Source organism: Agreia sp. PsM10, assembly GCF_030433855.1.
Taxonomy (GTDB): Bacteria; Actinomycetota; Actinomycetes; order Actinomycetales; family Microbacteriaceae; genus Agreia.
Genome location: NZ_JARUXC010000007.1, coordinates 35741 through 59206, shown reverse-complemented (window position 1 = coordinate 59206; position 23466 = coordinate 35741). Strand labels below are relative to the sequence as shown.

Genomic DNA, 23466 nt, shown 5'->3' with positions numbered 1-23466 from the left:
ACGCGGTGCTCGTTCCTCGCGCCACCACTCGATCGGCTCAGGGGTGGTGGTGGGTATCGGGCGCGCTGGATTATCGGCGCTGTGCGGAGGCGCTCTCGTCTCCCTGGAGCCGGCCGAGCAGTCCGCCCCTTCGACGAGCTCGGGGAACGCCCCGGCCTCACCCCCTGGAGCCGGTCGGGTAGGCCGCTGGCCGCCGTATCGAGACCCGGCACCTTTCTGCGTTGATCGGGTAGGCCGCTTGCGGCCGTATCGAGCCCGGTGGTGGTTAGAAGGGGCAGCCGGCGAGCTCCTCCTCGACGGTGATCGTCGTCGCCGCGGCTGCGGCCGCGGCTGCGGCCGCGGCTGCTGCTGTTGCCGCTGTGGCCTTGATGAGGGCTTGTGGTGCGGGCCGCATCCGGCCTTCCGGCCGGGCCGTGTAAACGTGACCGGCGGGCGACGTGGCCGTGAGGGTGTCGTCTCCGTTCTGGATGAACTGCCACCTCGTGTGGTGCTTCACCCGGTGGTGTCCCGTGCTCAGTGGTGCCAGGTTCTCGGGGATGGTGCCGCCACCGTAGGCGTGGTCTTCGGTGTGGTCCATGTCCGCCTGCTCCGACGGAACCGTGCACCCCGGGAACACACACTCCGGATGCACGAGCCGGGCGTGATCGATCATCGCCGCGGTCGGCCGGTAGTCGCGCGGGTCGGTGGCAAGGATCCGTCCCGTGATCGGGTCGGTCAGGATGCGCCGCCAGGACGTCGCGTCGGCGGTGAGCTGGGCGGCGGTGGCCGGGTCGATGGGCCCGTACCCGCGGAGAATCGCCGCCTCCTCACCCACCCCGAGGAGCGTCATCGCGGGAACCATCACATGCACCCGACCCCGAATACCGCGGGTGGCTCCGGGGATCGAGGGTTCCCCGTTGAGAAGCAGGTCGGTCAGAACGTCGACTTTCAGGTGCCCCATGCTCCGGGGGTCACCACCTGTTTTCAGTCCGGCCGCCAATCTGACGGCGCGGTCTGCGATGGCATGGATCTCCGGTGCCGGGGCGAACAAGGTGAGGCAGGCCATGCCGTCCGCTGCCGGGTCGACATAGATGCGCCGGGTGCCGGCGGCTTTCTCCGCTCGTTTCACGGCGGTGGTGGGTTGGGCGAGCTCCACCTCGTGGCGGGCTTTCTTCTCGAGCTGTCGAGGGTTCACCTCACCCGCGAGCACCGCCAAGCGAGCGTCGTACGTGGCCAGGGCGTCGCCGTCGAGTCCGTCGGCGTGTTTCGCGATGACTTCGGCGTGCTCCCACGACACGACACCAGCAGCGACCGCGGCCAGGGTGGCGGGGAGCCGATCGACGAGGGCGGTGCTGGTGTCGACGAGGGTGGCGGTGCGGTACTCGGTTCGTCGGGTCAGCAGGGCGAGCTCGGTGACGAGTTCGACCCGTTCGACCCGGGCGGTGGACCAGACCGGTCCTGCGGTGGACGTGTCGACCGGCGCCTGCCGGTGCAGGTGGTTTCTGGCCGCGGTGACGCGTCTGGCCCTGACCGCGGATAGCCGGGCTATCTGCGTGTCGAGGGCGGCGACCTCATCGAGCGCGACCACGTACGGGTCAGGCTCGAGGGGTGGGGTTTCGAATGTCATGGGGAAAGTCAAACAGTGACCACCGACACTGGGTCGATGCGAGCATTCGATGCTTGATCAGGGGAAACGACTGTGGATAAGTGCCGCTAATGGTGGGTTGTGGAGGAGGGGACGCGGACTGGATGGGTGCCCTTCGACAAGCTCAGGGAACGGGTCTCGATATGGCCGCGAGCGGCCTACTCGACCGGCGCGGGGGCTGTGCGGGCGACCTGCTCGACCCGCGCAGAGGTGGTGCGGGTAGACCGGTCGGGCCCTTCGACGGGCTCAGGGGACAGGGGTCTCGATACGGCTGCGATCGGCCTACTCGACCGGCGCCGGAGCGGAGCAAGGCGGCCTGCCCGACCCGTGCAGGATACTGTGGGAGCCAGACCAGCTGCATCGGCAGCACGAAGACGCCCCCAATCCAAGGAGACGCCCATGTCGGTCGGCCTGCTCGCCGTCGTCGATGACATTCTGACCGCCGCCCTCAAGGCGAGCGCCAAGACCGCCGGCGTCGTGATCGACGATGCCGCCGTCACGCCGCAGTACGTGCAGGGGCTCACACCCGCGCGCGAACTGCCCGTCGTGTGGAAGATCGCGCTCGGAAGCCTCGTCAACAAGTTCGTCATCATCATTCCGATCGCGCTGCTGCTCACCGCGTTCGCTCCCTGGGTCCTGCCCTTCCTGCTGATCATCGGCGGCACCTACCTCTGCTTCGAGGGCGCGGAGAAGGTCACCGAGTGGTTCGGCGTGCACCACGCGGAGGCGGACGAAGAGCAGAAGACAGAGGGAAAGCTCGTGTTCGGCGCGATCCGCACCGACCTCATCCTGAGCACGGAGATCATGCTCATCGCGCTGGCCAGCCTCGATCCGGACTTCGGAATCTGGCTCACTCTCGGCTCGCTTGTCGTGATCGGTCTGGGTATGACCCTGCTCGTGTACGGCGCGGTGGCCCTGCTGGTGAAGATCGACGATATCGGCCTGCGTCTTATGAAGAACCCGGCCCGAGGCATCCGTCGTACCGGCGCGCGGATCGTGCGGGCGATGCCCGCGGTGTTCCGAGTGATCAGCATCGTGGGAACGGTCGCGATGCTCTGGGTCGGTGGTCACCTGGTGATCACGAACCTCGCCGAGACGTTCTGGCACGGTCCGTACGACCTGGTGCACGTGGTGACGCACGCCGTCGAGGCTGCGGGGCCGGTCGTGGTCTGGATCGCCGACACCGCCGTGTCGTTCGTGTTCGGGCTGGTGCTCGGAATGATCATCGTCGGCATCGTCATGGGCCTGTCGCGACTCCTCAAGCGCGACCAGCCGGCGGCCGTGTCACACTGACTGCCTAATACTGACCGCATCGGCTGGTATGCGCGTATGCTCGCGACCATGTCACAGACAACGGATGCGATCGGCGGCAAGGATGCCCCTGTCGCGTTGACCACGGCGCCCGGCTCCTCCGCCTACACGATTCATCGCGACGGAGAGACCCTCGTCTGCACGGTCGGCTCCACCACCTTGATGTACCGCCTCAGCGCGGTGGACGATCTCCACCACTGGCTGCTCGAGCAGAAGGACTGGGTCGCCCTCGGCGGTGCCGACGAGAACAAGCCGGCAGTGCCCGGCGCCGTCGAGGCCTTCGGGCGAGACGAGTCCAACCCGGTCGGCGGCTGGTACGGACTTCGAAAGGGGTACCGCGGACGCTTCGGCGTGTACCTGCCGCCCCTGCTCGAGCACCTCGGTCTCGTCGAACTCGAGCACGGAGCCCGCAACAACCGCGTGCGCGCGACGTAACCACCGCGGTCCCGTCGACGCCAGATACTTTTCCCCTTCCCTCGTCGATCGATGAAGATACGGGGAAGGAGGTCGGAATGAGCGAGATAGACACGTTCGCATCTCGGCTGCAGGAGGAGCTGCGGCATCGAGTCAGGCTGATGCCCGGGCGCGACCCGCATCAGCGAGGTCGGTCTGCGACCCCGTTGGAGCTGCTCTACGACCTCACCTATGTGGTGGCCTTCGCCGCGGCATCCGACCAGCTCGCCGAATATCTCGGCGAGGGAACGGTCTGGCCGGCACTCGGCGCCTTCGCGTTCGCGGTCTGGGCGGTGAGCTGGGCGTGGCTGAACTACTCCTGGTTCGCCTCGGCGTACGGCAACGACGACCTGCTGCTGCGGGTGGCCACGATCGTTCAGATGATCGGCGTGATCGTGCTGACGTACGGGCTTCCGGTGAGTTTCGAGGCCGCGGCGCACGGCGAGAGCCCCAACAACGCGCTGATGGTGATCGGATACATCGTGATGCGCGTGCCGCAGATCGCGCTGTGGATACGCGCCTCGGTCCATGACCCGCAGCACCGTCGAAACGCGCTGTCGTACGTCGCGATCATCTCGGTCGCCCAGATCGCATGGATAGTGACTGCGGTGCTGCCCCTGCCGGCTGCGGCGACCGTAGCTCTGATCATCGTGGTCGCCACCGCAGAAATGGTTGCACCCGTACTGGCGACGCGGCGCTACGGCTTCTCACCGTGGAACGCAGGGCACCTCGCAGAGCGGTTCGCGCTGCTGACCCTGATCACCATCGGTGAGGTCATCGCGGGAACCACGGCCGCGGTCGGCGCCCTCACCCAGGAGGTGGGGTGGTCTCTGGAGGCCGTGCTGATCGCTGCCTCGGGGCTGCTGATCGCCGCGTCGGTCTGGTGGAGCTATTTCCTCGTCCCCTCACGGCTGGTGCTGGAGCAGCGTCCGGAGCGCACATTCGCCTGGCGCTACGCGCACCTCGCCCTGTTCGGGTCGATCGCGGCCATCGGCGCCGGTTTGCACCTGACCACCATCGCCGTGGAGCACGGAGGGGTGTCTCTGCTGGGCATCGCGCTCGCTCTTGCCGTTCCGCTGGCGACCACGGTCTGCGTGATCTTCCTGATCTGGAGCGTGCTCATGCGCTCGTTCGACCTGACTCATTTGCCGCTGCTGCTGATCACGATGGCCCCGCTCGCCGGGGCCGTGGTGGTGGGTGCTCTCTTCCATCCGCAGCAAGCCCTCGACCTCGAGGAGCCGGGCGCCATGACACTGCTCAGCGTGGTGGTCGGCCTTGTCGCGCTCGGTGCCGTGATCGAGGTCGTGGGGCACGAGATCGTCGGTTACGCGCACACGCTCGCCGCATGGCGTCGCCTACCCGCCGCAACAGAGCACACGGGCTGACGCGCGCCGTCGAGCGCTGTCGCTGTGACGTGCAGACGGCAAGGGGTTTCGCGAGCTCCTCGGGTCGTGCTTGTGTATTCGACGGAGGCACAGGGATGAAACGCATCACCATCACGGTCAGTGACACGCAGTACCCGCTCGCCCAAGGTCAGGATGTCGGGGCGATCGAAGCGGCCGCGCTCGTCGCGGTACGAGCAGGCGGCGATATTGTGAAAGTCACCCTCTACGGCAATCGCGAACTCGCGATCCTTGTGTCGCCCGGTGTACCCGTCACCTTCGAGATCGCGGATGTGCCCGACGAGCCGCGCGACAATGGTGACCTGAGCAGCCCCTTCGAGCCGTTCTCGTCTGTCGACGAGCTGTCGGTGTTCGACGACCTCTGATCGGCCGTCTTGCGTATCTCGCAAGAACTCATGTCGCACGGCCAAGAAGGCTCTAGCGTGGTCCCCATGACGCAGCCGCACACGCACGCACATCACTCGCACCACGACCGGCCCGGCCACGGCCCCGCGCCCGAGCACGACACCGGCCTCGCGGAGATCCTCGACCTCGATGCCGTTCTCGGCGCGCCCGTTCTCGACGCCGCCCTCGACGCCGCATCCGGGGCCCTGGATGCCGTGCCGGCCACCATCGTCGACCTCGGCTCGGGCACGGGAACGGGCACCCTCGCCCTCGCACGTCGCTTCGACCGGGCTCGCGTGCACAGCCTCGACGCCTCGCCCGCCATGGTCGACCGACTGCGCGCCGCTGCCGCCGAGGCGGGTCTCGGCGATCGGGTGCAGCCGCAGCTCGTCGACCTCGACGGAGACTGGCCGAGCGCCGTGCCCGCCCCGATCGACCTCGCTTGGGCGGCGCTCTCGCTGCACCACGTGACCGACCCGGCGGTGGTTCTGAGCCAGGCCTTCGACGCACTGCGCCCGGGCGGAGTGATCGTGGTCATCGAGATGACCGCCGCGACGAACTATCGGCCTGCCGACCTCGGCACCGGTCTCGACGGACTCGGCGATCGTGTCGTCTCGGCACTCGCCGAACGGGGCTACCCCGTCTCGGCGGAGTGGACCCACGAGTTGCAGCAGGCCGGATTCGTCGACGTCGAACGGCGAGAGGCTGCCTTCACAGCGTCGACCGACACGTCGGAGGGCACCCGTTACCTCGCCCTGCACCTGACCAGGAACCGCGACGTCGTCGGTGCCGATCTCTCGGCCGACGAGCTCGCCGGCCTGGACTCCGCGATCGCCGAGCTCGAGCGCGGCACGGCAGAGCTGGCGTTCGAATCGACCCGCTTCATCTGGACCGCCACCCGACCGGCGGAGGCGCAGCGATGAACGCCAGCGCAGCGATGACCGCCGGACTGCAGGCCGATGTCGTGGTCGTCGGGGGCGGGGCCGCCGGGCTCGCCGCCGCCGTCGCCCTGGGCAGATCTCGCCGCAGCGTGATCGTCGTCGACGCGGGGCAGCCCCGCAACGCTCCGGCCCACGGCGCCCACAACATGCTCGGGCAGGAAGGCATCTCGCCACTCGAACTGCTCGCCCGGGGCCGAGCCGAGGCGGAGGCCTACGGCGTGCGCATTCTCAACGGCGTCGTGACCGGCGCATCCGGTGTCGCCGATGCCTTCACGATCGAGGTCGACGGCGGCGCATCCGTCGTCACCGCCCGCCGCGTGGTGCTCGCCACGGGCCTCGTCGACGAGCTGCCCGACGTTCCCGGAGTGCGCGAGGCGTGGGGTCGCACCGTGCTGCACTGCCCCTACTGCCATGGATGGGAGGTGCGCGACCAGCGCATCGCCGTGCTCGGCCGCACGGAGGGCGCGATGCACCAGGTGATGCTGTTCAGGCAGCTCAGCTCCGACGTGACCCTCTTTCTGCACGACGCCCCGGAGCCGAGCGACGAGCAGTGGGAGCAGCTCGCCGCGCTCGGGGTGAGCGTCGTGACTCCGCGAGTGCAGCGCATCGTCGTCGACGGCGATCAGGTGCGTGCCGTCGAGATCGAGGGCGGCCGGTCGTTCGAGGTGGATGCCGTCGTGGTCGCGCCTCGCTTCATCGCCCGCACCGAGCTCTACGAGGCGCTCGGCGGCGAGCGCACCCTCACGCCGTTCGGCGAGCAGGTCGTGGCGGATGCGCGCGGCATGACCGCGGTGCCCGGCGTCTTCGTGGCCGGCAACACGGCGGAGCCCATGGCGATGGTGTCGGTCGCCGCCGGATCGGGTGTGATGGCGGGCGCCGCTGTGAATGGCGACCTCGCTGCCGCCGACCTCGCGAGGGCGGTCGCGGCCGCCTAGACAGGTCGAAGGTGCATCGATCCGTCACAGAATGCCCACTCCCGGGCTCGCGATGAACGTTTTCTGACGGATCGATGCGCCATATCCGCGTTCACTCTTCTCCGCAAGCGCCTCCCTTCGCGTTTCGTCTCCGGGCCCGCTGCTGAGAGCATGGAGGACGTGGACGACGCTGGGGAAGACAAGGGGCAGGGGCCCGACGGTCGCACCCTCCACTACGGCGAGTTCTACGAGCAGGGTGGGTCGGGCGTCGAGCCGGATGCCTCCGCGGGCGTCGCCGTCGTCATGGGCAACTGCCAGGCCGAGTCGCTGCGCGTCATGCTGCACGGAGCCGGGCTCCACACCGTGCGGGTTCCGCCCGTGCACGAGCTCGCCGCGGCGGACATCCCTTACCTTCATCGACTGCTCGAGCGCACCTCGCTGCTGGTCTCGCAGCCCGTGCGCGACGACTACCACGAGCTGCCGCTCGGCGTGCGACAGCTGGCCGCGCGCATTCCGGATGCCGGGCGCACGGTTCTCGTGCCGGTCATCCGTTTCGCGGGCCTCTATCCGACCCACGCGATCATCCGGCCGCCGAGCGACCTGTCGCTCACGCCGCCGATCGCGGCCTATCACGACCTGCGCACGCTGGTGGAGGCATCCGGTGGCGAGCCCATCGCCACCTCGGTGACGCCCGCGATGGTGCGTGCGCTCGCGGCCGACTCGATCGGCGAGCTCACCCGGCGCGAGGAGGCCTTCGACACGGTGCGCATCTCCGACCTCTTCGCGACGCCCGACTTCTCTGTGATGCGCACGCTCAATCACCCCGGCAACGCGGTCTTCGAAGCTCTCGCCGAACGAGTCCGCGCCCGCGCCGGCCTCGCCGAGCACGCCGTGGAGTTCGACCGCCCGCTGCTCGACTCGGTGCACGCGCCGCGGTCGGCCGCGGTCATCGAGACGTACGGGCTCGACGAGGAACCGCGAACCGACTGGATCATCGGCGGGGTCGCCGTCTCCGACGACACCGTGAAGCGGGCGCACCTCGAGTGGTACGCCGAGCATCCGGATGCCGTCGAGGCCGGCCTCGTGCGGCACCGCCGCGCCCTCGAGATTCTGGCCGCCGCGTGATCGTCGCGCGGGTGCCGGCCCTCATCGTGACCCCGGATGCCCAGCACGGCGTCACGCAGTACTCCTCGGTCGTCGCGTCGGCCGTCGAGCGGCTGACAGGTGCGAGCCTGCGGTTGTCGAGCAGCGCACTGCTCGGAGCGAGTGTTCCGGCGCGAAGCCATCTGCATTTCACCGACCGCCTCTGGGGCACCTCGCCCGAAGACGCGGCCGACCGCATCGAGGCCATCGCGGCCCGGAGCTCGATCACGGTGACCTTTCACGACGTGCCGCAGGCATCCGATGGATCGGTGAACTTCGCACGCCGCAGCGACTGCTATCGCCGTGTGCTGGCGGCCTCGCACGGCGTGGTCTTCAACAGCGTGCACGAGGTCGATGTGCTGCGCGACTTCACCGATCCCACCGGCCGTGCCCACGTGATTCCGCTGCCCATCGACACCGAGGTTCCCCCGGCCGAGCGGCCCGAGTCCGACGGAAACGTGGCCGTCCTCGGCTTCTACTATCCGGGCAAGGGGCACCTCGAGGTGCTGCGCGCGGTCGCCCGCATCGCCGACACGACCGAGTTGCGGCCGGGCCTGACCTTTCTCGGGCGGCCGTCGGCCGGCCACGAACGCGACCTCGAGCAGCTCGCGGGGCTCGCCCACGACCTCGGCGTGACGCTGGATGTGACGGGGTACCTCGAAGACGCCGAGCTCACGTCGCGCGCACGGCGGGCCTCTGTCGGTGTCGCAGCGCACCAGCACTTCTCGGCATCGGGCAGCATCAACAGCTGGATCGCGGCCGGGCGGCGCCCCCTCGTCGTCGACGGCCGGTACGTTCGCGAGATCGCCGAGCGGCGCCCCGGCACGGTGAGCGTGGTCGATGGCACCCGGGACCTCGCGGCCGGCATCGCCGACGCGCTGCGGAATCCGGGGTCGACCTGGCTGCACGACGACGCCGTGATCGGTCCCAACGTGTCCGACGTCGCATCCGCGTATCTGGCCTGGTGGGACGCCGTCGAATGGTGACGGACGGGTCGGGCCCGGCCGGGTCGGGCCCGCCGTACGGCGTGGGCCTGCGCGGCAATTCCTGGGATGTGCTCGACGGTCGGGTTGCGGCCGAGCTGCCGACCGTGTCGGTGATCGTGGTGCACTACGAGCAGCAGGCCGAGCTCGATCGCACGCTCGCCGGTCTGGCACGTCAGACGTACCCCTCCGAGCTGCTCGAGGTGATCGTCGTCGACGACGGATCGGCGGCGGCCCCGCGCATGTCGCACGGCGCGCGGCTGGTGCGGCAGGAGGACCGTGGCTTTCGGCTCAGCGCCGCCCGCAACCTCGGGGCGGCCTCGTCGACGGGGCGCATCCTGTGCTTTCTCGACGCCGACACCGCGCCCGAACCGGGGTACGTGCATGCGCTCACGCGCCTGCCGGCCCTCGCGCCCGAGGCGGTCACAGTGGGTCGGCGGCGGCACGCGCTCTTCGAGCGCTTCTCCGACGACGACCCCATCGAGGTCGCGGCTCCCCTCGCCGCCCTCGACGAACCGCAGTGGCTCGCCGACGCCTACGCCGCCTCGCGCGACCTGCTCGACAGCGACGACCGCTCGTACCGCTTCGTGATCGGCGCCGTCATCGCGTGCTCGCGCTGGTTCTTCGACTCAGTCGGCGGTTTCGACGAGTCGTTCACGCAGTACGGCGGCGAGGACTGGGAGTGGGCGCACCGCGCCTGGCTCGGCGGCGCGGTGTTCGCTCATGTTCCCTCGGCGGTGGCCTGGCACAACGGGCCCGACTGGGGTGGGCGCAGCGAGGGGGACGCGTCGGATGGCAACGCACGTCAGCGTCGCAAGAACGCGGAGACCCTGCAGCTGGCGCAGTCGATCCCGGCGGCCGGATCAGCGCCGCGAGCCGTGCTGGGCGCACAGGCCGATGTGCTGATTCGTGTTGTGTCCGCCATCTCGGATGCTGCGGCTTTCGTCTGCGTGGACTCGCTTCTCACCGTTGTTCCGCGGGCCCGAGTGGAGGTGGTGGGTCCGCTGCCCGAGGTGCTTCGGGGTGATCCGCGAGTCGTTTCGGCGGGTTCCGGGGCCGGCCCCGTCGTCGCCGCGACCGGCGTCGAGCGCGTGCGCATCGACATCCCGAACGCCGTGGCCGTGCGACTGCCGGATGCGCCGCGCGACAACAGGCTCGCCTGGGCCGTCGAGGCGGTCGGCGTGGGCGAGCTGGGCGAGGTCCTGTTCACCGGCGAGAACGACGAGCCCCTCATGACGGTCACATCGCGCCGGGCCGCGCTGCGGCGTGCGCGCTGGCGCGACGACGCCCTCTTCGACACGCTCGTGGAGCGCGCGCCCTGGCTCGCGCCGATCACGACGGAGCCGAGCGTCGCTGCCTACCTGGGCGGCTGGGGCTAGCCCCGCCGCATCCGCGCCCTCGGGGAGCATCCGCCACCAGTCGGCCGGCGGCGGATGCGCCGAACCAGCGCGGATGAGGCCGGTGACTGCGAGACTGAGCACATGCGTCATATCGTCACAGCGTCCGAGGCCGTCGAGATCGTCAGGCCGGGGCTGCGCATCCATGCTTACTCGCCTGAGGATGCGTTCGCGAGCGCATCGACGATCGAGGTCGACGGAGAGCACCACCGCATTCACAGCACGCACTCCGACAGGATCTACCTGGTGCAGTCCGGATCAGGATGGTTCGAGATCGATGGGGTGACGAAGCGGGTCGGTGCTGACGACGTCGTCTTCCTTCCGCGCGAGACCGGATACTCGTACGGCGGAAAGATGAACCTCTTTCTCGTTCACGCGCCCGGATTCCTCGACGGAACCGACGTCGAGCTCCCCGCGATCGACGAGTCCTGAGTCGCCTGGCTGCTCGATCGCCATACCGCGGAGTCGGCGACTGGCCTAGGTTGGAGTCGTGCCAGACACCTTCGAACAGGCCCAGGCGCGCGTTCTCGCGCTCAACAGCGACGAGCTTCCGTTCGTCTACCAGGCTGCTCCCTACGGCATCCAGGCCGTGTGGAAGTACGCCGACGTGAAGTGGGCCGCGATCACCGCGGCCGGAACGATCGATGCGTCGTACGAGCTGCGGGTCACGCTCGACCCGGCCGAATCCCAGTGGGAGTTCGACGAGACCGACACGCAGAGCGAGTCGCGCATTCGCAGCACGGGCGGCGGCGGGTTCAGCATCGGCGGCTCGACCTCGACCTTCAAGGGCCGAGAGACCAGGAAGACCTTCTCGTTCGGAGTCGGGTCTGCAGCGAGCACGACCGACCGCCAGGGAACTCACGACGGCTTCACCTACGGCTACGCGTTCACCACGGACGAGATCAAGGAACCCCTGATCGCGGCGCTCGAACAGGGCGGCTGGGAGCCGAAGAAGAAGGGCTTCTTCGGAAAGCTGTTCGGCGGCTGATCGGGCCCGCTCAGCCCCGTGACGCGGCGAGACCCATGAGGCGGAGCTTGCCGGCTGCGTCGCTGTTCTCGTCGGGGTAGTAGAGCACGAGAATCAGGTCGCCGAGAGGCAGCTTCTCGCGATGCAGGCGCATCGTGCCGACCGCCGGATGGTTCACGGTCGTGCTGCCGCCCTCGAGCGGGCGCACGTCCTGCCGGGCCCAGAGGGTGCGGAACCGTTCACTGGCCAGGCTGAGCTCGCCGACGAGCTCGACCGCGCGTGGGTCGGTGACCTCGTCGCCGAGGGTCTGTCGCACGAGGGCCACGAACGACGCCACGGATGTCTCCCAATCGTCGTGGAACTCACGCTCCTCCGGATCGAGGAGCAGCGAGCGCAGCCGGTTATGGCCGGGAACGAGGCGCGGCGACAGGGCCGCTGCCAGTGCGTTCGATGCCAGCACGTCGAAGTATCGACCCTCGATGAACGCGGGAACATCAAGCGCCGCGAGAAGGTGATGCACGCGCTCGGGCACGTGCTCGACGCGACGCTGCCGACGGACCCGCGGGCTCTCCGCACCGAGCCCCACGAGATAGGCGGATTCGACCTCGTCGAGCTGAAGGACCCGTGCCAGTGACTCGAGTACCTGCAGCGACGGATGGCTGTCGCGCCCGCGTTCGAGGCGCAGGTAGTAGTCGGCGCTGATGCCCGCCAGCAGGGCCACCTCCTCTCGGCGGAGGCCCGGAACTCGCCGATGAGAGCCGGCAGGCAGGCCGAGTTGCTCGGGGGTGACCAGCCCGCGCCGGGCGCGCAGGTACTCGCCGAGCCGGTTCGAGCGGTCGTCACCATCCATGGGTGTCACGATACCGAGCGCCGAAGCGACGAGAGGGGGTCCTGCCACTCCCCGGATCAGCGGAGGACTGCCTCGCCGTGGCGATCGCGACGAGCATCGAGCTGTAGCCGGGCTCGCTGCGAGCTCGCCAGAAGGAGACATCTCATGGATATCAGCAATCGAACAGTCCTCATCGTGGGCGGCACCTCCGGCATCGGGCTCGGTCTCGCCCGACGGTTCGCCGCCGCGGGCAGCACGGTGATCGTGGGCGGACGCGACACGAGCAGGGTCGACGACCTCGAGTCGGTTCGCATCGACGTGACCGACGCCGCCTCTGTTCTCACGGCCCGCGACCACGTGCTCGCCGCGCACCCCGACCTCGACGTCGTGGTCACCATGTCGGGGGTGCTTCTGCAAGAGGATCTGCGCGACCCGGCCCACTTCGGCGCTGCCGAGACCACGATCGCGGTCAATCTGCTCGGAACGATCCGGGTGATAGACGCGTTCACCCCGCACCTCGTGACCCGCGGCGCAGGCGACATCATCACGGTGACCTCCGGAATCGGATTCCTCCCGTTCCCGCTGATGCCCTCCTACGGGGCGTCCAAAGCCGGCGTGCACGCCTACACGGAGGCGCTTCGTGCGCAGCTGTCGGGCGCCGGTGTCACGGTGACCGAGCTCATCCCGCCGGCCGTCGCCACCGCCGGCCAGGAGAAGGTCAACCCGGCCGCGCTACCGCTCGATGGCTTCCTCGACGAGGTCGTCGGCCTGCTGACCCAGACGCCGACGCCGAACGAGATCGTGGTGCAGGCGGCGCAGCGTCTGCGATGGGCCGAACGCGACGGCACCTATGCCGGTCTCCTGGCGGCCCGCTCCCAGTCGCTGGCCGCGCTGCCCGGCCGGTGATCCGCGCCCGTCCGGCGCATCCGCTGCCAGCCGACCGGAGGCGGATGCACCCACGGGGCGCGGATGCCGTATGCCGCGGTCAGCGGTAGCGGCGCGGCACCGTCCAGTGGCTGCCGAACTCGGCGTCGAAGGACTGCGGCTCGAAGGGGCTGTCGCCTCCGGCCGGATAGCTCGTGAGCTCTCCGAACACGATGCGGTCGGGCAGGGCATACAGGTCGACGCGCACGAAGTCGGTCTCGGCGCCGAGTCTCTCGGCGATCGAGATCATCTCGTCGAGGCGCTCGGGGCGCTCGCGCTCCGGCGAGATCCAGGCCGGGCCGCCGCTCATCGGCAGGTGCTTCCAGTCGGCGTCGTAGAAGTCCTGGGTGCGGCCGCCGAAGCGACCGGCATCCACCTGGATGTACCGGCACCGCCCGTGGAACACGAAGAACTTGTAGTCGTCGGGGATGCCTCCCGGCGCCACGAGCATCTCCTCCACGATCACCGCGGGCTCGACCTCGCCGTACGCCCACTCGCGGTTCGGCCCCTGCCCGTAGAGCTTGGTCATCCAGACCTGCGCGATGTCGACGAGCGCGTCGAGCGACACGGCGGATGGCCGCACGTGCCGGTACACCCAGCCCCACGCGGCTGGCGGCAGGGTCTGGTCCTCGGATGCCTGTGGCGACACCACGATCGCCGCACCGCTGCCGTGGGTCGGCTTCACGACGTAGGACTCGGGCAGTTCGAGCTCGCGCAGGCCTTCGGGATCGCGGAGGATGCCGTATGCCTCGGGCAGGTACTCGGCGCCGACGCGCGACGCCACGTACTCGCGAACCGCGGCCTTGTCGGCGAAGGTGACCAGCAGCATCCGGTGATCGCGCAGCATCTTGTAGCGCACCTTCTCGGTTAAGGTCTGCGGCCTGCGGGTGCGCAGCAGCCGCACGGCGCGGACGAGTCGACTGCGCTGGCGCCAGCGCACGTGGGTCGTGGCCACGCTAGGCGCGGGCGAGCGTCGGCAGTGCGTCGACCAGAGGAGCGAGCTCGGGCATCGCGCGGGCGGCTGCCAGGGCGCGCTCGAGAGTCTCGTCGTGCACGGGGCGTGCCTCGGTGAGCAGCTTCTGCCCCGACGCGGTGAGCTCGGTGTAGATGCCGCGCCGGTCGTCGGCGCACAGCACACGCGTGAGCAGTCCGCGCTCCTCGAGCCGGTTCACGAGGCGCGTCGTGGCGCTGGCGCTGAGGGCCGTGGCGCGGCCGAGCTGCTGCATGCGCATGTGCCAGCCGTGCTGGCGGCTGAGTGCATCCAGAACCGTGTACTCGACGACCGACAGGGCGACGCTCGAGGTGAGGGCGCGCTCGAGCTCGGTCTCGATGAGTCCGTGCAGCGCGGCCAGCGTGCGCCAGCCCTGCGAGCGGATCTCGACTGCGTCGTCTGCGATGCCCATGGTTCCTCCGGTGTTTCGAGCGTGCGGGGCGTCGCGAACGGCCAACACGCAAAGTAGTTGCTTGCGCGGGATAAAAGCGTGTGCAATGATTTATCCCGCGCCTGCAACTACTAGCGTACGCGCTCTACCCGAGCACGCCAAGCATCCATCGCATCCCACACGGAGACTCGCATGCCCCTCGGACTACTCGCCCTCGCCATCGGGGGCTTCGGAATCGGACTCACGGAGTTCGTCATCATGGGTCTCCTGCCCGAGGTGGCCGCCGACTTCGGCGTCACCGAGGCCGCGGCCGGCTGGCTCATCACCGGCTACGCGCTCAGCGTGGTCGTCGGGGCTCTCACTGTTCCCGCGCTCGTCACCCGGTTGCCGCGCAAGAACGTGCTCATGGGCCTGCTCGTTCTCTTCATCGGGGGCAACCTCATCTCGGCCCTCGCGCCCAGCTACGAGCTCATGCTCGCGGGCCGCGTCGTGGCCGCCCTCTGTCACGGAGCCTTCTTCGGCATCGGCTCGGTCGTCGCCGCCGGCCTCGTCGCGGCGAACAAGAAGGCCAGCGCGATCGCCATCATGTTCACCGGCCTCACCGCGGCGAATGTGCTCGGCGTTCCGTTCGGCACGTTCCTGGGCCAGGCATTCGGATGGCGCTCCACGTTCTGGGCCATCACCATCATCGGCGTCATCGCCTTCGCCGGAATCCTCACCCTCGTGCCCCGCTCCGCCGGCGCCGCAGAGGGAACTCCGAGCCTGCGGGCGGAGCTCAGCGCCTTCCGCGCACCGCAGGTGTGGCTGTCGATCGCGGTCACCGTGCTCGGCTACGGCGGAATGTTCGGCGCGTTCACCTACATCGCCTACGTGTTCACCGAGGTCTCGGGCTTCGCATCGAGCGCCGTTCCGTGGCTGCTCATGCTGTTCGGCGTGGGCCTGTTCCTCGGCAACGTCGTGGGCGGCAAGGCCGCAGACAAGGCCCTGGATGCGACGCTCATCGTCGCGCTCGCGGCCCTCGCGATCGTGCTGGTCGCCTTCGCCCTGACGGCTCGGAGCCAGCCGGCCACGATCATCGTCCTCTTCTTCATGGGCGGCTTCGGATTCGCCACCGTTCCCGGGCTGCAGATGCGCGTCATGCGCTCGGCCGGCTCCGGCGCCGCGACCCTCGTCTCGGGGGCGAACATCGGCGCCTTCAACCTGGGCAATGCGCTCGGCGCCTGGCTCGGCGGAGTCACGATCGCCGCGGGCCTCGGCTACACCTCGCCCATCTGGGCCGGAGCAGGGCTCACGGTGCTGGCGATCGCGGTCATCATCCCGGCGGCCGCCGCGGCGAAGCGCGGGGCGGCGCGCGCCGCGGCCGCGCCTGCGCCCGTGCCTGCGCAGGAACCCGCACGCGACGCACCCGCCCAGCCCGTCGCATCCTGAGCCTGCAGTAGTCACCGCTGCGGACAAGAGTGGCCGGTGCGCCGGTCACTCCTGTCCGCAGCGGGCGCAGCTAGCGGCGGCGCTTCGGGGCCGGCGGCGCAGTGGGGACCACGTTCTGGGTGCGGATGTGCTCGTAGACGACGGATGTGCGCACGTCGGCGACCTCGCGGCGTTGCGTGAGCCGGTCGATCACGAAGGCGTAGAGGTCGTCGTTGTGGCGAACGCCGACGTGGATGATGAAGTCCTCGTTGCCCGTCGTGACGAACACGCCGAGGGTCTCGGGCAGCGCGCTCACCCAGTCGCGGAACGCCTCGATGACCTCGCGCGAGGGCGGCCGGATGCGCACGGCCACGAGGGCCTGCACGCCGCGGCCGATCGAGGCGAGATCGATGTCGAGACTGGCGCCCGTGATGACTCCTCGGGCGCGAAGACTGCGCGTGCGTTCGAGCGCCGTCGTCGCGGACACGCCGACGGCCGCGGCGAGGTCGCGATTCGTCATCCGTGCATCTGCCTGCAACTGCCGCAGAATCGCCGTGTCTATCTCGTCCATGATGCCCATTCTGGCCTCCGAACCGTATTAAGTACGGTCTTCGGACGGACAGGCCGCCGAAAAACATAGCCTGTCTCCGTATCGCTGATCATCCGACGAACGGAACCGCTCGATGAACGCCACCACCCCGCCCGTGATCGGCTTCCACGCCGATGAGATCGACCTCTCGACCCCTACCCGGGCGGCGCGCCTGAAGTGGGTCATCGTGGTGAACGAGTCGATCCCCGCGGGCAGGGCTGTGAACGCGGCCGTCTGCGTCGCGAGCGCCACGACCCAGGCGGTCTCGGGCATCCTCGGACCGGAGGTGATCGATGCGTCCGGTGAGACGCACGCCGGTCTGCCATGGGCGGGATGCACGATCCTCTCCGCATCCGCCGACGCGCTGAAGGCCATCAGGGCGAAGGGCGTCGCGCACGAGGCCACGTTCGTGGCCGACATGCCGGCGGTCGCCCAGGCCATTCGGGTCTACGACGAGTACATCGAGACCATGGGAGCGACGGATACGGAGGAGATCGAGTATCTCGCCGTGAGCCTGGTCGGCCCGAAGAACCGCATCGACAAGGTTGTGGGTGGGCTGTCACTGATGCCGTAAGTGAGCTAGCAGTGCCCGCGGCGGACAGTATGCCCCGGTGTGCCGGTACCTCTAGTCCGCAGCGGTCCCTGCTGTCGACGCCCACCTCAGTCCGACCGCCACGAGAGCACCGGCGAACGCGGTCAGCGTGAGCCCCGCGATCGTGACCGCGGCTTCGAACTGCCCTGCCTGAGCGGCGCTCCATTCGGTCGACGCGATGCTTCCGGTGAACAGTGCCGAGAGGATCGTGCCCGTGGCCGCGATGCCGATCGCGGTGGCGAGCTCGCTCGAGGTGTCGACCAGGGCGGCGCCCATCGAGGTGCGCGACTCGGGCAGCCCCTTGAGCACGTTCGTTCCCGCGACCACGCCGACCACGCGCATCCCGGCTGCGACGAGTACGAGCGCGACGAGGATCCACCCGTAGCCGAAGCGGCCGAACAGGCCGAACACCGCGAGCCCCGCGACGACGGCCGCCGAGCTGACGAACGCTGCGCGATCGAGCCCGACCTTCTGCACGAACGGTCCGACGAGCCTGCCGCTGGCGAGCAGCACCACGACCTGCGGCAGCATCGCGACGGCGGCCGCGGCGGGAGGCCAGCCCCACGCGAACTGCAGCTGCAGCGTCACCAGGTAGCTCAGCCCGGCGACGGCGAGCCCGGCCGCAGCCTTGTAGGCGAGTCCGCTCGACACCAGGGGCAGGGCGAGCAGGCGCAGGTCGAGCAGGGGAGTCCGCGCCGTGCGCTCGCGCAGCACGAAGCCGACGCCCGCGGCGACCGTCGCCGCGATGCCGGCCCACGGCATCCACGACCCGGCGCCGAGGTCGACGAACAGAGTCGGGGTGACGAGCGCGAACACGATGGTGGATGTTCCGAGCACGGCCCCCGAGACATCGATCGGGTCGTGATGACGGTCGGCCGGATCGTCGGCCGCGATGCCCGCACGGATGCCGATGAACGCGAGGGCGGCGATGGGCACGTTGATCAGCAGCAGGACCTGCCAGGGGGCCACGGCGAGGGCGAGGCCTCCGGCGGTCGGGCCGATCGCGAGGCCGACGAGCCCGGCCGTGGAGATCACGGTGATGGCACGCACGCGCAGCTCGTCGGTGCCGAAGAGCCGGAATGCCAGCGCCATCGAGCCCGGGGTGGTCATGGCGGCGGCGATCCCCATGACGGCGCGCACGACGATGAGCTGCTCGGTCGTCGTGACGAAGGCCGTGCCCAGGCTTGCGATCCCCAGAATCACGAGGCCCACGAGCATCACGCGGCGGCGCCCGAAGCGGTCGGCTACCGCGCCGAACAGCAGCATCAGGCCGCCGAAGACGACCGAGTACGCGCCTGTGACCCATTGCAGTCCGGCAGTCGTCGCATCCAATTCGCGCCCGATCGTGGGCAGGGCGACGTTGAGGATCGAGTTGTCGAGCATCTCGAACAGGAACACGGCCGAGAGGCCGGCGAGGGCGATCCACGCCTCGCGCAGGGTGCGAGGCGATCGCGGGATGGTGGTGGTCAAGGGACACGCTCCTTCGTAACGAAGAAGTGGCGACTCGTTCGAGACCGCGTGTCTGCGCCGGCCGCACGAAGCGGGTGGGCGTTTTTACCTCAGATGCAAAGACCATACACCGCGCGATGCCCGAGGTGGTCGTCGCTCAGCTCATCCGGCGCATCATGCGTTCGGCTATGCCCAACTGGAGGCGCTTCGGGAGGAGCCGTGTCGAGACGACGGCGAGAGCGCTGTTCATGCGTCCGTCGACCACCGACGGCGCGCTGCCTGCCATCGCCCGCCACGCCGTGTCGACGACCTGCTCGGGCTTGCGCTTGTTCTTCGCGGTGCTCGAACCCATTCCCGTGTCGGTGTCGCCCGGCGAGACGGCGACGATGCGGAGTCCGTGGCGACGGTTCTCTTCGGAGACCGCCTCGGTGAGTTTGATGACGAAGGCCTTCGAGGCCGAGTATGTCGCAAAGTGCGGCATCGCCTGGTTGCCGGCGGCGCTCGCGATGTTGACGATGGTTCCCGTGCCGGCCCGGCGCATCCGGATGACGGCGGCGCGGGTGAGCAGGGTCAGGGCCGTGATGTTGAGATCGATGACCTGACGCAGGTCGTCCTCGTGCGAGTCGGCGAGGTCTCCCTCGGGAGCGACGCCTGCCGAGTTGACCAGGTGATCCAACCGGGGGAGTCCGTGCAGGAGCTTCTCGCCGAGAGCGGTGACATCGTCGGGCTTCGTCAGATCAGCTACGTGCGTGTCGGCCGAGACCTGGTGACGAGTCTTGAGCTCGTCGGCCAGAGCGCGCAATGCCTCGCCTGACCGGGCAACCAGAACGAGGTCGTAGCCCTCGCGAGCGTAGCGTCGAGCGAATTCCCTTCCGATGCCCGAGCTGGCGCCGGTGATCACAGCGAGGGGCGGGGATGTCGTGGTCATGAGTGCTCCGATCTGAAACGGATTATCTATCCGCTCGGATACCTTATCCGTATTCGGAGCTAACCGCATATGCTTGAGGCATGCAGGGGCCTCGTCGAGACGCCGATAGGAATCGGCAGCACATTCTCGAGACGGCGCGAACGCTGGTCGACAGCGGTGCCGGCATCGGGCTGAATGCCGTGGCCCGAGCCGCCGACGTGGGTGTGGCCACCGTGTATCGCCATTTCGCCGTCGTCGAAGAGCTGGAGGAGGCTCTAGTCTGGGGTCGGTTCGACGAGCTCAAGGCCGTGCTCGAGAACACCGGGCCGTCACAGCTCGAAGGAGCCCTCCGAGCGCACTTCGTGCTTCTCGTCGAGGACCCGCTCTTCGAGAAGGTCACTGCCCGGGCGGAGCCGGTTCTCGCCGAGACGCGCGAAAGACGCGAGGCGCTGATCACCGCGCTCGGGGCGCTGGTCGCGTCGGCGAAGAAGGGGTCCGCGATCAGAGAAGACGTCGACGCGCAGGCCGTTCTCCTGCTGCTCTGCGGCATCGCCCATTCCGTGCGCTCCTCGCGATTGCCTGCGAGCGATCCTCGAAGCGAGGCGCTGCTGCGGGTGGCCTTCGACGGTCTCCGGCTTCCCGCTGCCTGACCCTCTCCGCGTTTCGACATCGTCTCGATTCCGGGCGCAGCCGTAAGGATCTCGTGAGGACGCCACCGCCGCCCGATCACCCGGCGTAGACCTGCATCCGTGACCCTCACTTCTCTTCTCCCCTCGCTCCGTTCGAGCATCCCCGACCCGTTCGTCATCGACCGCTGGCCCGAGTGGACGCACCCCACCACCACCGACGTCGTCGTCTCGGGAGTCTCGCTGCTGCGCCTCGTCGAGCTCTGCGACACCCCGTGCGTGCACATCGCCGCGGCCGTCGTGCCGGGCACCCACGGCCGCCCCTCAGACATCGAGCAGTCCTCGGTGATCGTGGCGCGGGTCGTCGAGGCGCCCCGCGGGGGCGCTCTGGTTCTGGATGCCGACATCACGCGCATTCAGGCCCACACAGCGGAGGCGCGTCTTATAGGCCGCGCATCGACGCGGCACTCCGCGCCGTTCGCGCTCGGCGATGGAACGCCCCTGACCCTGCCCGCGGACGTCGCCGTGGGCGACCTCATCGCCATCCCGTGTCGAGGCGCGGTCTGCCGTCGCCAGTTGCGATCGGAGCGTGTGTCATGAGCCTGATGCACACGCTCACTCACTACGCCCGCGCCCGACGGCACCCCCTCGACCGGCGGTTCTGGCCATGGGCGGCCAGGGCGGTGGCCGACGACGTACTCGTGGTGGGGGAGTCGATGGTGGAGATGGCGCGCTCTGTCGGAACCCCCTGCACACGCGTCATCGAGACCTATGACCGAAGCGAGGTCGAACCTCGCCGGTTCTGCGCCGTGATCGTCGCAGCCGTCGAGCTGGTCGTGCCCGCCGCAGACGGCGTGGGTGCCGACATCTGGCTCGACGCCGAGCTCGACGGATGCGAGCCGGTCACCGGCTCGGTGCGGCTCCTCGGTCGGCATTCGTCGGATGCACCGCGCGACTTCGGCGTCAGACCCTCGCCGCGCGCGGGCGAGCTGCACGCGGTGCTGCCCATCGACATCCGGCCCGGCGACCTGCTCGCCTTCGTCGTCGAACGCCCTGTGGCTCTGCACGACATCCGCCGCCGCTCCCGCCACTGGGAGCGCCTGCTCTGAGGGATTGCCGGTCAGTAGTGCCCTCCGCGGACAGTAGTTACCGGCGCACCGGGCACTACTGTCCGCAGTGGGCACTACTGCGGCGGGGTGGCGGCAGGAGCGAGCTCAGCTCGCCGGGTAGTTCACCTGCGTGCGCCACCAGGGGGTCTCGATGAAGCCGCGCTTGAGGAACAGCAGCTCCATCGAGGCGGTCCAGCCCTCGACACCCTCGAGCCGCGAGAGGGTCTGGTTGATGAACTCGTAGAGTCGCTCTGCCGAGGGCATGATGACCTCGCAGAACAGCGAGTTCTCGTCGAGCGTGGCGGCCAGGTAGCGAACGGCCGGCTGCTGAGCGAGTTCGCGAGCCACGGCATCCATGCGCGACGGCGCGACCTTCACGGTGAGCAGCGTCTCCGCGCCCATTCCGAGCGCGGGGGCGGGCACGAGGGTGAGGATGTCGATGCACTTCGAGCTGCGCAGGCGTTCGAAGCGGCGCCGCACGCTCGACTCGTTCATGCCGAGCTTGTCGGCGATCGCCTGGAACGTCTCGCGGCCGTCGTCGCGCAGCGAGTCGAGGATCTTCCAGTCGGCGGCATCGAAGTGCGCGGGGCTGCACACCTCGGGCTCGGCGAACTCCCTGGGCGTGCGGCTCTCGTCGCTTCCGCGCGCCCCGTCGGGCAGGGCCAGGGTCTCGGCGAACAGCTGCCGACCCCAGTCGAACGACACCTTGTAGACGTGCATGATGAGGTCGCTGCGCCAGCGTTCCACGCCTTCGATCGACTGCAGTTCTTCGATCAGCTGGGGGTAGTGGATGGCTCCGCCCTTGACCACGAGCTCGGCGATGATGTCGTAGCCGCCCGTGACCACGGTCACGAAGCGCACGTCGGCATGCTCGACGAGCTCCGCTGCCACGACCAGGGAGGTCCCCGGCTGGCACGTGATGCGGATGAGGAAGGAATCCACCTCGCCCGTGGAGCCGAGGGCGGGCATCACGCCCACCTTGATGGTTCCCGACTGGATGAGGTTCTGACCCCGCCGCGCGACCGTCGCCGTCGACGAACCGACGGCATCCGCTATCGCCCGCCAGCTGGCCCGACCGTCGTTCTGCATGGCGACGACGATGCGACGATCGAGCTCGTCGAGGGTGTCGAGCACCGTGAGCGTCACCGCTCGACCGGACTCTCCTCGCGGGGAAGCCGTGTGCGGGTGAGAAACTCCCGAACGGTGCTCGTCCATAGTTCGACCTCTTCGATCTGGGGGGAATGCCCGGACTTCTCGAACACCACCAGCTCTGAGTTCGGGATCAGGTCGGCGATGGTCTGGCTACACGATACCGGCGTGATCCAGTCGTGTCGCCCCACTGTAATCAAAGTCGGAACGGTGACGCTGGGAAGCTGCGGTTTGAGGTCATACGCGGGCAGGTTCACGGAGAACGCGTAGTTGTGCGCCTCGTAGCGATAGGGGGTGGCCTGCACCTTGCGTTCGACGCTCGACGGGTCGTAGCTGAAGTCGTAGAGCGGCAGGATCTCGCGCCAGCAGTCGCGCAGGTCGTCGTCGTCTGCGACCTGGCCGGTGTCGATGCGGTCGAACTTCTTCATATCGACCTTCACGCGGTCGCTGGCGAGGGCGTTCTCGCGGGCCAGGTGCGCATTGCCGTTGTCGGGAGAGGTGTCGCGCAGCACCATCGCGGTGACGCGCTCGGGGTAGCGGATCGCGTACTCCATCGACATAAAACCGCCGTACGAGCCGCCCGCCATGATGATCGTCTCGACGCCCATCCACTCGCGCAGTCCGTCGATGTCGGCCGCCCACTGCTCGTGGCTGAAGGTACCCGAGCCCTCGCTCTCGCCCGAGCCGCGGGCGTCGAACACCACCACGCGGTACTCGTCGGCCAGGCGGCCGAAGCTCGCTCGCGGTTCGGCCCGCGAGCCCAGGCCGGGCGCCCCGTGGTGCGTGATGATCACGGGTGCGCCCTCGGGGCCGAGCACTTCGACGGCCAGCTCGTTGCCATTGATCACCACGCGCTGGGCGGTGGTCGTGGCGGCGGCGAATTCGGGGGAGACGGCGTTCTCTGTCATGGTGCTCCTTGCAGTGGTGCGGGTGGTCGGTGGTTCGTTCGTCTGGCTCGTGCGGGCCGGTTCGTGCGGGCCGGA

Annotated in this window: 26 protein-coding genes; 17 read left to right on the top strand and 9 right to left on the bottom strand. The window is 69.0% G+C overall.

All coding sequences use genetic code 11. The features are described from left to right. Positions 1-265 precede the first annotated feature (265 nt). On the bottom strand, positions 266-1606 hold the full coding sequence (locus QCD70_RS10670; protein ID WP_301215986.1) for an HNH endonuclease signature motif containing protein: 1341 nt from the start codon (positions 1604-1606) through the stop codon (positions 266-268). A 417-nt stretch (positions 1607-2023) separates the two neighbouring features. Here QCD70_RS10670 and QCD70_RS10665 point away from each other — a divergent pair, with 417 nt between their 5' ends. From QCD70_RS10665 to QCD70_RS10615, 11 genes are all read left to right on the top strand, one after another. Then, a complete protein-coding gene (locus tag QCD70_RS10665; RefSeq protein WP_301215984.1) occupies positions 2024-2917 on the top strand; it encodes a DUF808 domain-containing protein in 894 nt (297 codons plus the stop codon). A gap of 48 nt (positions 2918-2965) precedes the next feature. Continuing rightward, the gene (locus tag QCD70_RS10660; protein WP_301215982.1) at positions 2966-3370 is read left to right on the top strand and encodes a DUF6855 family protein; all 405 of its coding nucleotides are present in this window, start codon (positions 2966-2968) and stop codon (positions 3368-3370) included. Between the two features lie 77 nt (positions 3371-3447). Then, positions 3448-4773: a low temperature requirement protein A gene (locus tag QCD70_RS10655; RefSeq protein WP_301215980.1), complete on the top strand. Its 1326-nt coding sequence runs from the start codon at positions 3448-3450 to the stop codon at positions 4771-4773. Positions 4774-4868: 95 nt separating this feature from the next. After that, positions 4869-5156: a hypothetical protein gene (locus tag QCD70_RS10650; RefSeq protein WP_301215979.1), complete on the top strand. Its 288-nt coding sequence runs from the start codon at positions 4869-4871 to the stop codon at positions 5154-5156. A gap of 66 nt (positions 5157-5222) precedes the next feature. Then, entirely contained in the window at positions 5223-6098 is an 876-nt protein-coding gene (locus QCD70_RS10645) for a class I SAM-dependent methyltransferase (protein WP_301215977.1), read from the top strand. Then, a complete protein-coding gene (locus QCD70_RS10640; RefSeq protein WP_301215976.1) occupies positions 6095-7051 on the top strand; it encodes an NAD(P)/FAD-dependent oxidoreductase in 957 nt (318 codons plus the stop codon). Before QCD70_RS10645 ends, QCD70_RS10640 begins: the two co-directional genes overlap by 4 nt. A 159-nt stretch (positions 7052-7210) precedes the next feature. Then, positions 7211-8155: a WcbI family polysaccharide biosynthesis putative acetyltransferase gene (locus QCD70_RS10635; protein ID WP_301215975.1), complete on the top strand. Its 945-nt coding sequence runs from the start codon at positions 7211-7213 to the stop codon at positions 8153-8155. Next, a complete protein-coding gene (locus tag QCD70_RS10630) occupies positions 8152-9159 on the top strand; it encodes a hypothetical protein (RefSeq protein WP_301215973.1) in 1008 nt (335 codons plus the stop codon). The genes QCD70_RS10635 and QCD70_RS10630 overlap by 4 nt, the downstream gene beginning before the upstream one ends. Continuing rightward, complete coding sequence (locus QCD70_RS10625; protein WP_301215971.1) at positions 9153-10535, top strand: glycosyltransferase family 2 protein; 1383 nt, start codon at positions 9153-9155, stop codon at positions 10533-10535. Before QCD70_RS10630 ends, QCD70_RS10625 begins: the two co-directional genes overlap by 7 nt. A 102-nt stretch (positions 10536-10637) precedes the next feature. Then, positions 10638-10985, top strand: a complete 348-nt coding sequence (locus tag QCD70_RS10620) for a hypothetical protein (protein WP_301215969.1) — start codon at positions 10638-10640, stop codon at positions 10983-10985. A 58-nt stretch (positions 10986-11043) separates the two neighbouring features. Continuing rightward, complete coding sequence (locus tag QCD70_RS10615) at positions 11044-11541, top strand: hypothetical protein (RefSeq protein WP_301215967.1); 498 nt, start codon at positions 11044-11046, stop codon at positions 11539-11541. 10 nt (positions 11542-11551) lie between these two features. Here QCD70_RS10615 and QCD70_RS10610 read toward each other — a convergent pair whose 3' ends face one another. Then, positions 11552-12370 (bottom strand): helix-turn-helix transcriptional regulator, encoded by an 819-nt coding sequence (locus QCD70_RS10610; protein ID WP_301215965.1) that lies wholly within the window; start codon positions 12368-12370, stop codon positions 11552-11554. A gap of 144 nt (positions 12371-12514) precedes the next feature. On the opposite strand from QCD70_RS10610, the gene QCD70_RS10605 reads away from it, so the two are divergent. Continuing rightward, complete coding sequence (locus tag QCD70_RS10605) at positions 12515-13255, top strand: SDR family oxidoreductase (RefSeq protein WP_301215963.1); 741 nt, start codon at positions 12515-12517, stop codon at positions 13253-13255. Between the two features lie 79 nt (positions 13256-13334). On the opposite strand, the gene QCD70_RS10600 is transcribed toward QCD70_RS10605, so the two are convergent. Continuing rightward, positions 13335-14228 carry an ATP-grasp fold amidoligase family protein gene (locus tag QCD70_RS10600; protein ID WP_301215961.1) on the bottom strand — a complete coding sequence of 298 codons (894 nt, stop codon included), beginning with the start codon at positions 14226-14228 and terminating at the stop codon, positions 13335-13337. Position 14229: 1 nt separating this feature from the next. Continuing rightward, the gene (locus QCD70_RS10595) at positions 14230-14676 is read right to left on the bottom strand and encodes a MarR family winged helix-turn-helix transcriptional regulator (RefSeq protein ID WP_301215959.1); all 447 of its coding nucleotides are present in this window, start codon (positions 14674-14676) and stop codon (positions 14230-14232) included. Between the two features lie 171 nt (positions 14677-14847). Here QCD70_RS10595 and QCD70_RS10590 point away from each other — a divergent pair, with 171 nt between their 5' ends. Beyond that, positions 14848-16083: an MFS transporter gene (locus tag QCD70_RS10590; RefSeq protein ID WP_301215957.1), complete on the top strand. Its 1236-nt coding sequence runs from the start codon at positions 14848-14850 to the stop codon at positions 16081-16083. Between the two features lie 70 nt (positions 16084-16153). On the opposite strand, the gene QCD70_RS10585 is transcribed toward QCD70_RS10590, so the two are convergent. Next, complete coding sequence (locus QCD70_RS10585) at positions 16154-16633, bottom strand: Lrp/AsnC family transcriptional regulator (protein ID WP_301215955.1); 480 nt, start codon at positions 16631-16633, stop codon at positions 16154-16156. A gap of 112 nt (positions 16634-16745) precedes the next feature. On the opposite strand from QCD70_RS10585, the gene QCD70_RS10580 reads away from it, so the two are divergent. Next, positions 16746-17225: a DUF2000 domain-containing protein gene (locus tag QCD70_RS10580; protein ID WP_301215953.1), complete on the top strand. Its 480-nt coding sequence runs from the start codon at positions 16746-16748 to the stop codon at positions 17223-17225. A 51-nt stretch (positions 17226-17276) separates the two neighbouring features. On the opposite strand, the gene QCD70_RS10575 is transcribed toward QCD70_RS10580, so the two are convergent. After that, the gene (locus QCD70_RS10575) at positions 17277-18713 is read right to left on the bottom strand and encodes an MFS transporter (protein WP_301215951.1); all 1437 of its coding nucleotides are present in this window, start codon (positions 18711-18713) and stop codon (positions 17277-17279) included. A gap of 136 nt (positions 18714-18849) precedes the next feature. Further along, the gene (locus QCD70_RS10570) at positions 18850-19620 is read right to left on the bottom strand and encodes an SDR family NAD(P)-dependent oxidoreductase (protein ID WP_301215949.1); all 771 of its coding nucleotides are present in this window, start codon (positions 19618-19620) and stop codon (positions 18850-18852) included. Positions 19621-19700: 80 nt separating this feature from the next. Here QCD70_RS10570 and QCD70_RS10565 point away from each other — a divergent pair, with 80 nt between their 5' ends. The 3 genes from QCD70_RS10565 (at position 19701) to QCD70_RS10555 (ending at position 21334) form a co-directional block, all read left to right on the top strand. Continuing rightward, positions 19701-20249: a TetR/AcrR family transcriptional regulator gene (locus tag QCD70_RS10565; protein WP_301215947.1), complete on the top strand. Its 549-nt coding sequence runs from the start codon at positions 19701-19703 to the stop codon at positions 20247-20249. Positions 20250-20348: 99 nt separating this feature from the next. Next, on the top strand, positions 20349-20825 hold the full coding sequence (locus QCD70_RS10560; protein WP_301215945.1) for a hypothetical protein: 477 nt from the start codon (positions 20349-20351) through the stop codon (positions 20823-20825). Then, positions 20822-21334: a hypothetical protein gene (locus tag QCD70_RS10555; RefSeq protein ID WP_301215943.1), complete on the top strand. Its 513-nt coding sequence runs from the start codon at positions 20822-20824 to the stop codon at positions 21332-21334. The genes QCD70_RS10560 and QCD70_RS10555 overlap by 4 nt, the downstream gene beginning before the upstream one ends. 105 nt (positions 21335-21439) lie before the next feature. On the opposite strand, the gene QCD70_RS10550 is transcribed toward QCD70_RS10555, so the two are convergent. Both QCD70_RS10550 and QCD70_RS10545 read right to left on the bottom strand, forming a co-directional pair. Further along, entirely contained in the window at positions 21440-22480 is a 1041-nt protein-coding gene (locus QCD70_RS10550) for an Lrp/AsnC family transcriptional regulator (RefSeq protein WP_301215941.1), read from the bottom strand. After that, complete coding sequence (locus QCD70_RS10545) at positions 22477-23391, bottom strand: alpha/beta fold hydrolase (RefSeq protein ID WP_301215939.1); 915 nt, start codon at positions 23389-23391, stop codon at positions 22477-22479. Before QCD70_RS10545 ends, QCD70_RS10550 begins: the two co-directional genes overlap by 4 nt. Positions 23392-23466 lie beyond the last annotated feature (75 nt).